The 7,647-nt window shown below is 36.2% G+C and carries 4 protein-coding genes and 2 pseudogenes; 5 read left to right on the top strand and 1 reads right to left on the bottom strand.

The window, feature by feature from the left end; all coding sequences use genetic code 11:
* Positions 1 to 273 precede the first annotated feature (273 nt).
* The 5 genes and pseudogenes from KI369_RS11855 to KI369_RS11835 form a co-directional block, all read left to right on the top strand.
* Entirely contained in the window at positions 274 to 1,176 is a 903-nt protein-coding gene (locus KI369_RS11855) for a phosphate ABC transporter substrate-binding protein PstS family protein (RefSeq protein WP_212956062.1), read from the top strand.
* Between the two features lie 70 nt (positions 1,177 to 1,246).
* Positions 1,247 to 2,137, top strand: coding sequence for a phosphate ABC transporter permease subunit PstC (gene pstC / locus KI369_RS11850; protein WP_000676675.1), 891 nt, complete (start codon positions 1,247 to 1,249; stop codon positions 2,135 to 2,137).
* Positions 2,138 to 2,139: 2 nt separating this feature from the next.
* Positions 2,140 to 3,060 (top strand): phosphate ABC transporter permease PstA, encoded by a 921-nt coding sequence (gene pstA / locus KI369_RS11845; RefSeq protein ID WP_212956061.1) that lies wholly within the window; start codon positions 2,140 to 2,142, stop codon positions 3,058 to 3,060.
* Positions 3,061 to 3,195: 135 nt separating this feature from the next.
* Positions 3,196 to 3,438, top strand: a pseudogene (locus KI369_RS11840) (P-loop nucleotide/nucleoside kinase family protein); the annotation flags it as partial.
* Between the two features lie 150 nt (positions 3,439 to 3,588).
* Positions 3,589 to 3,870 (top strand): annotated as a pseudogene (locus tag KI369_RS11835) (AAA family ATPase); the annotation flags it as partial.
* A gap of 42 nt (positions 3,871 to 3,912) precedes the next feature.
* Here KI369_RS11835 and KI369_RS11830 read toward each other — a convergent pair.
* Positions 3,913 to 6,957, bottom strand: coding sequence for an efflux RND transporter permease subunit (locus tag KI369_RS11830; protein WP_212956060.1), 3,045 nt, complete (start codon positions 6,955 to 6,957; stop codon positions 3,913 to 3,915).
* Positions 6,958 to 7,647 lie beyond the last annotated feature (690 nt).

Below are 7,647 nucleotides of genomic sequence, written 5' to 3'. Positions count from 1 at the left end.
AATGTATTTTTAATCAGAAGGGGAAAAGAGTGAAAAACATTTACATTTAATTTACATTGTTAAGAATAAATTTACATTACAACTTAATTAGTGTGGGTTTTGTTGGGGTTTTTAACTATAAATCTTGGGATTCCTAGCTTTTAAAGGTTATTATCGTCATTTACTTAAAATTAAAAATTGCTTAACACTCACATAATATTGTTGTCCTACAATGAATTTGTGTTCGAAAGAAAATGAATTCGAAAAGTGATAATCCAAATGGGGGTACAAGACATGGTTATGAAAAAAGGTATTAAATTTTCTTTAGCGGCTTTAGTGGTGGCAGGAGCGTTAGTTGGATGTGGGAAAGCAGATGATACAGCTAGTAAAGAAACTGCTAAAGGAAGCGATAATACAAAACAAGAATTATCAGGTACGATTGCAGCAGCTGGTTCTACAGCTCTTCTACCTCTTGCGGAGGAAGCTGGAAAGAAATTCATGGAGAAAAATTCAAAAGTTTCTATTCAAGTGCAAGGTGGCGGTAGTGGAACTGGGATTAACCAAGTAGCATCGGGTGCAGTACAAATTGGTAATTCAGATGTTCCATCAGGAGATAAAATAAAAGATGCTGAAAAAGCGAAAGAATTAGTAGATAACAAGGTTGCGGGTATTGCATTCGCACTTGTCGTAAATAAAGATGTAAAAGTTGATAACTTAACAGTGCAACAAGTACAAGATATCTTCACTGGAAAAGTAACAAACTGGAAAGAGGTAGGCGGGAAAGATGAAAAAATCAACGTAATTAACCGTCCGGCTTCATCTGGTACACGTGCTACATTTGAAAAGACAGTTATGAAAGATGCGAAGATTAACGATGGAACTGGTACAACACAAGATTCTAACGGTGCAGTAGAGCAAGCGATTAACTCTACTCCAGGTTCGGTAAGTTATTTAGCGATGTCTTACATGGTTGGCGACAAAAAAGGTGCACTACAAACAGTGAAAATTGATGGTGCTGAACCGAAAGTTGAAAACATTTCGTCTGGTAAATATCCATTCTGGTCTTACGAGTACATGGTAACAAAAGGTGAAGCGAAAGAAGCAACGAAAGCTTACATTGATTATGTAAAAGGTAAAGACTTTGAAAAGCAAGTAGAAGATATGGGTTATATCCCAATGTCTAAATTAAATAAGTAATAAAGTTTATGGGGCTGGCTGCAAGGCCAGTCCTGTTCATTTCAATCTATGAAGTGGGGTCTGACCTGTGATGAAGGGGAAAAAACAAATTAATTACGTGAAAAGTGAATATATAGGAAGATCGCTTGTTACGTTTTGTGGTATTTTTATTGTTTTAATTACATTAGCTATTATTGCGTTTATTTGCGGTAAAGGTATTCAATCTTTTACACAAAGCGGTATTTCATTTACTGAGATGTTAACATCGACAAAATGGAATCCAAATGCTGACGAAGGAACCTTTGGGGCTTTGATTTTCATTGTAGGTTCAACAGTTGTTTCGTTAGGTGCGGTTATTATTAGTGCGCCAATTGCTATAGCTCTTGCTATATTCATGAATTTAATTTCGCCGAAGTTTGGAAATAAAGTATTGAAGCCTGTTTTAGAATTATTAGTTGGTATTCCTTCGGTTGTATACGGATTATTAGGGGTTACAATTTTAGTGCCACTATTACGTGATTCGTTCGGGGGAGTGGGCTTTAGTTTAATTGCAGGTATTGTTGTATTAAGTATTATGATTTTACCTACTATTGCTAGTATCGCTTCTGATGCAATACGCTCTGTTCCGTTTGATTATTTAGAAGCTTCTTATGGTCTAGGATCAACGAAATGGCAAGCGGTTAGCCGAGTGATTGTTCCTGCTGCGAAAAAAGGGATTTTAACAGGTGTTGTTTTAGGTTTAGCGCGTGCTTTTGGTGAAGCATTAGCGGTTCAAATGGTAATCGGGAACACAATTAAATTACCAGAAGGAATATATAGTCCGACAGCAACGTTAACTGGTATTTTGACAATGGACATGACAAATACATTGAACGGAACTGCTTGGAACAATGCGCTATGGACTTTAGCGATGATTTTACTTGTTATTTCATTCCTGTTTATTTTAGTAATTCGAGCGATTGGGCAAAGAGGTGAGCGATAATAATGAATGCAAGAACGGTAAATAAAGTTTGGACAGGTGTCTTTTATGCAGTTGCAGCTTTAGTTGTAGCTCTGCTAGTATTCTTAGTGTTTGAAATTCTGCAAAAGGGATGGGGATTTTGGGATCCTAATTTCTTGTTTGGAGAACCAAGTAATACAAGAGCTGGTGGTGGGATTGGTCCGCAGTTATTCAACTCCTTCTACATGCTTGTTATAACGCTTGTTATATCTATTCCTCTTGGGTTAGGTGCTGGAATATATTTAGCAGAGTATGCAAAACAAGGGCGTTTTTTAAATTTTGTTCGTTTGTGTATTGAGACAATGGCGTCTTTACCTTCTATTGTTGTTGGTTTATTCGGTTTGTTAGTGTTCGTTACAATGACAGGCTGGGGATACACAGTAATGGGTGGTGCTCTTGCTTTAACTATTTTAAACTTACCGGGTTTAACGCGTGTTTGTGAAAATGCGATTTCAGAAGTTCCTCATAATGTAAAAGAGGCAAGTCTTGGATTGGGTGCAACGAAGTGGCAAACAATCGCTCGTATTATTATTCCGTCGTCATTACCGCAAATTATTACAGGTATTATTTTAGCGGCCGGTCGTATATTTGGTGAAGCAGCAGCGTTGATTTACACAGCAGGTTTAACATCCCCGATTTTAAATTCAGCAGCGGACTTCTCAAGTCCTGCGCATCCTTTAAATCCATTTAGACCAGCTGAAACATTAGCGGTTCATATTTGGAAGTTAAATTCCGAAGGGGTTATTCCGGATGCGAAATTGATTGCGACAAAATCTGCAGCTGTATTAATTATTATGGTGTTACTATTCAATGTTATTTCACGCTTAGTAGCATCTGTATTGCACAAACGTTTTACAGGAACGAAAAGAAAAAGTAAAACGACGAAGAAAGTAAAAGCGGCATAAAATACAAAGAGGAACTCTCTATTTATAAGTAGGGAGTTCTTTTTGTATTTTAATATAGAAGGAATGGATGTAAGGAGTATTGAATTTGTAATTGATTATATAGATGAATAGTGCGGATGAGAGGGGGAAGTTAATTTGTTTTTTCTGCAAATGTCAGGATTTCCTGGATCGGGAAAATCGACAGTTTCTAAGTATATAGCGAAGTTAACAGGTGCTGTAATTGTAGATCATGACGTTTTGAAATCGGCATTGTTACAATCGTTAGAAATGAAAGGGATTGAATCGACGGTTGTTGGAGGAGTATCATACGATGTTGAATGGGTTTTGATTGATTCTTATTTAGACCAAGGGCATAGTGTGATATTGGATAGTCCATGTTTATCCCGCATTTAACGGGCAGTAAGATCCCACCTCAAAATTCAGCGAAAGCAAAGAAGTTAGGTGGGGGATCAACTGCCCGTAAAAGCCCGATTGGTTCAACTAATAATCAGTGGGGGATGGACAACCCCTGCTGATTAAAGTTTCACTTTATATGATGGGATGGTTGAAAAGGGAATGAAGCTGTCTAATAAACATGGTGTAAAATATAAATATATCGAATGCTATCTTAATGATATGGAAGAGATTAATAATAGGCTGCAAACAAGTAAGCGTATGGTCAGTCAGATTGGACGAGTGGATTCGGAGGTAGCTTTTAAAAAGTGGTTAGATGGTAGTAAAAGACCTTTAAATAGTGAATATCTTATTGTGGATTCTAGTAAACCTCTAGAGCGGTATGTGGAAAAAATGATGGATTCTATGATTAGATAGAGAAAAAGCGTTATCTTCATGAATGAAGATAACGCTTTTCTTTTAAATATCAGTTGTTTCTGTAGAAGTGCTTATTTTTCTACGAGAGCGTCTTTTTCTTCCGATTTTATCTAATAGTTCATACATAACTGGAACGACTACTAATGTCAGAACGGTTGAGACTGCTAAACCACCAATAACAACGACGGCAAGACTTTTTGATACCATGCTTCCGGCTTGCGATTGACCAAATAGAAGAGGAAGCATAGCAACGATTGTTGTTATAGCTGTCATAATAATTGGACGTAATCTAGTAGATCCCGCTTCTAGTAAGGCTTCTCTTGTTTCCATTCCGTGTTCCCGATTTTGTTGCACTCTTTCTACTAATACAATAGCGTTTGTAACGACAATCCCGATTAACATTAATGCGCCGATCAAGGAATTTACATCAACGGGTGTTCCTGAAATGATTAATCCTAAAATACCGCCAACAGCAGCTAGTGGTAAGGAGAATAGAATTGCAAAAGGAGCGCGCGCCTGTCCAAAGGTGATAACCATAATTAAATATACAATCCCGATCGCAATCCCCATAATTTTGAATAAATCTGTAAAGTTCTCTTGCATAGATTCAGTTGCGCCTGCAATAGTTACTTTTGCACCGCTAGGTAAATCTAAGTTAGCTATCGTTTCGTTTACCTCTGCGCTCACTTTACTTAAATCTTCATTTGATGCCTCGGCAGTAATCTGAATCGTTTCTTTCCCATCTTTATGGAAGACCTCTGTTTGAAGTTGCTTTTCTGAAATCGTTGCAATGTCTTTTAAAGAAATTGGTCCATTAATAGGTGATAGTATGTTTGTATTTAAAATATCTTCGCGTTTAGTGATGTTTTCTTTTTTGTGTTCTATCATAATAGTAGTTTTTTCATTATCGATTGAAACTTCACCAATAGGTGATTTCTTCATAAGGAATGCTACTTGTTGTGCTGCTAATTCTGGAGTTAATCCTAGTTGTTCGGCCTTTGTTTGATCGACGTGAATTTGCCATTCTTTCTTAGATTCTTCTAAATTCGTTTTTACTTTAGAGAGAGCACTTATATCTTTTAGTTTTGTTTCTACGATAGTAGCAGCCTCTTTTAAATTCGTTTCGTTAGTGGCTGTTACGTTAAATTGCAAATTGTTGCCGCCGCCAGAGCTTGAATAACTCATTTTTATATAATCAAGTTCAGCGGGCTCAAAAGTTTTCTGTTCTTTTTTTAACTCTTTAATATATTGATCGATATCAGAACCTTTTTTGAAGACTACCAATATACTTGCGAGATTATTTTTTGTCGTTTGCCCCCATTGTGCATCTTCTGCGCTAGATCCTATTCGTAAAATAACATCCGTTACGTCCGAATTAGAAAGTAGCCTCTTTTCGAAATCAAAGGCTTTTTGTTTTTGTGTTTCAGGAGCGTAATCAGCTGGGAAAGTCATGTTAATAGATAACATTGTGTCGTCTTCAGATTTTATGTTCGCTTTCGGTAGTAATACATAGGTTGCAATTGATCCTGCGAATAATAAAAAAGAAGTAAGTAGAATAATGAATTTATGCGAAAGAGCCCACTTTAATGTAGCGATATATCGTGGTGAAGAACTTGGCTTTCTGTGCTTTGTTTTTTTGAGTAGTAAAAAAGCCATAAGTGGAACAACTGTTAGTGCGACGATTAAAGAGGATAATATAGAATATACAACTGCTAATACCATAGGTAACATTAATTTTCCGATTACCCCTGATACGAGACCGATAGGTAAGAAAACAGCAACCGTTGTTAAAGTAGAAGAAGTAATTGCGACGGCGACCTCTTTCGTTGCATCGAGAATAATACCTTTAGAGAAAGATTCTTTTTGTAAACGACGGAAAATATTCTCAATGACAACGATGCTATCATCGACGAGACGTCCAACTGCAACAGCTAAACCACCAAGAGTTAGTGTGTTAAGTGTGATGTTAGATTGGTGTAGTAAAAAGAGTGTTAATAAAATAGATAATGGAATACTGACAACAGCGATGAGTGTTGTTCGGAAGTTGCGTAAAAAGATTAAGATAATTAGAGTTGCAGCAATTGCACCAAGGATTACTTCTTTTCCCATACTAGTAACAGCATTTTCAACTTGCTCATGAGTTGATGCTAAAAGTTTAATGGAAAACTGATCTTTATATTGTTTACTTATATCTTTGATTTTTTTATCGATTTCTTTTCCGATTGCAACTGCATTTTTACTTGGCTCTTTCATGATGATTAATCCGGTACCTTCTTCTCCATTTATATGTGAGATTGTATCGTAGTGTTGTTTAAGTTCAATTTGAGCAACATCTTGCAATTTTATTTGAGGTGCAACGGTAATGTTTTTAATATCATCTACATTTTTTATATCCCCAATGACGCGAAGGTTATATTCTTCTTTATTAACGGTAATGGCTCCAGCTGGAGTGGACGTTTCTTTTCCTTGTAAAACTTTTAATATTTGCTCGGTTGTTATATTTTTATCTTTTAATTGGTTTGGATCTAGTATGATAGATAATTCAGAAGCTGATTTTCCGAAAAACATAACGTTGGCAACACCGTCAATGCTTTCAAGCTGTGGTACGATTTCTTTTTCGATTTGTTTTTCATCTGCTTTTGAAAATCCGTTTTGCTTTTGGATCGCAATTTGAGCGAGTGGAATCATAGAAGTATTTAACTGGCTCACTACGGGTTTCGTTGCATCTTTAGGTAATTTAATTGTATTAATGACTTTTTCAACTTCGCGTGCTGCATCTTTCATATTTGCTTTTGATGTATACGCGATATCGATGCGCGATAATCCTTCATGCGTAGAAGAGGTGACGGTGTCGACATGTTCTAAATTCCGAAATTGTTTTTCGAGGGGGTCAGTTACTTCTTGCGTCATTGCTTCAGCGTCGAGTCCTGGAGATAAGGTTGTGACAGTGACCGCGGGATTATCGATGCTAGGTAAAAATTCCATAGGTAATTTAGAGCCGGAATAAACGCCAAGTATGGAAACGAGAAAAACCATGATGATAACAGCGGCGCGGTTTTTTAATGAAAACTTCGTTAACCTATCCATAAAGTGATTCCTCCATTGGTTTATTTATAGTTGAGTACGTCCTTTCTTACTATATAACAAAAAATGGATATTTTTCATTAATTAAATGTAAAAAAATTCTAACAATAATATTGAGTTAGTGTTTTTGTTGGAATTTCGTTATGTATTCCGCTATTGGCTGGGCGATAAGGTTCTTGCCTTAAAATTCAGTTGGAGTCGAGCTGCTTGTAAACAACTGATTCGTTCAACTAATAGTTTGTGTGGAGGAACTAAACCAAAAATCAGCTTATTCACTTTATTAGGAAGTAAACATGCTAATTGAAGAGGTGAATCTATTTTTTAGTGTGGATTGATTATAGAGAGGAAAATGATCAGGGTTTTAATATAGAAGAGAATGAAAATCTAGGAAGGGATTATGAAATAGAGTTTGGTTAATTAGAGTGTATTGATATACAATTTAAATAGTGGTTTTCCGTAGAGGGGCTGAGGTGTCTTTATATAGAAGAAAGTAGAGTGGATATTTTTTTGTGTTTTTTTTAAAAAAACACTTGTTATTTCAAAATCATGATGGTATATTAATAAACGTCGCTGATGCAGAAACGCAGAAAACGACAAAAAGAAATTTTAAAACTTAGTTGACATCGAAAAATGAAGATGTTAATATGATGAAGTCGCTTCTGAAGCGGCGGAAAAGTTCTTTGAAAACTGAAC

The sequence above is a fragment of the Bacillus sanguinis genome, assembly GCF_018332475.1.
GTDB lineage: Bacteria > Bacillota > Bacilli > Bacillales > Bacillaceae_G > Bacillus_A > Bacillus_A sanguinis.
Note: the sequence above shows the minus strand (reverse complement) of the source record. Positions and strands in the feature narration are given on the sequence as shown.

Coding starts and splice junctions, on each gene's coding strand:
- KI369_RS11855 (WP_212956062.1), top strand. CDS start 274: ATGGTTATGAAAAAAGGTATTAAATTTTCTTTAGCGGCTTTAGTGGTG.
- pstC (WP_000676675.1), top strand. CDS start 1,247: ATGAAGGGGAAAAAACAAATTAATTACGTGAAAAGTGAATATATAGGA.
- pstA (WP_212956061.1), top strand. CDS start 2,140: ATGAATGCAAGAACGGTAAATAAAGTTTGGACAGGTGTCTTTTATGCA.
- KI369_RS11830 (WP_212956060.1), bottom strand. CDS start 6,957: ATGGATAGGTTAACGAAGTTTTCATTAAAAAACCGCGCCGCTGTTATC.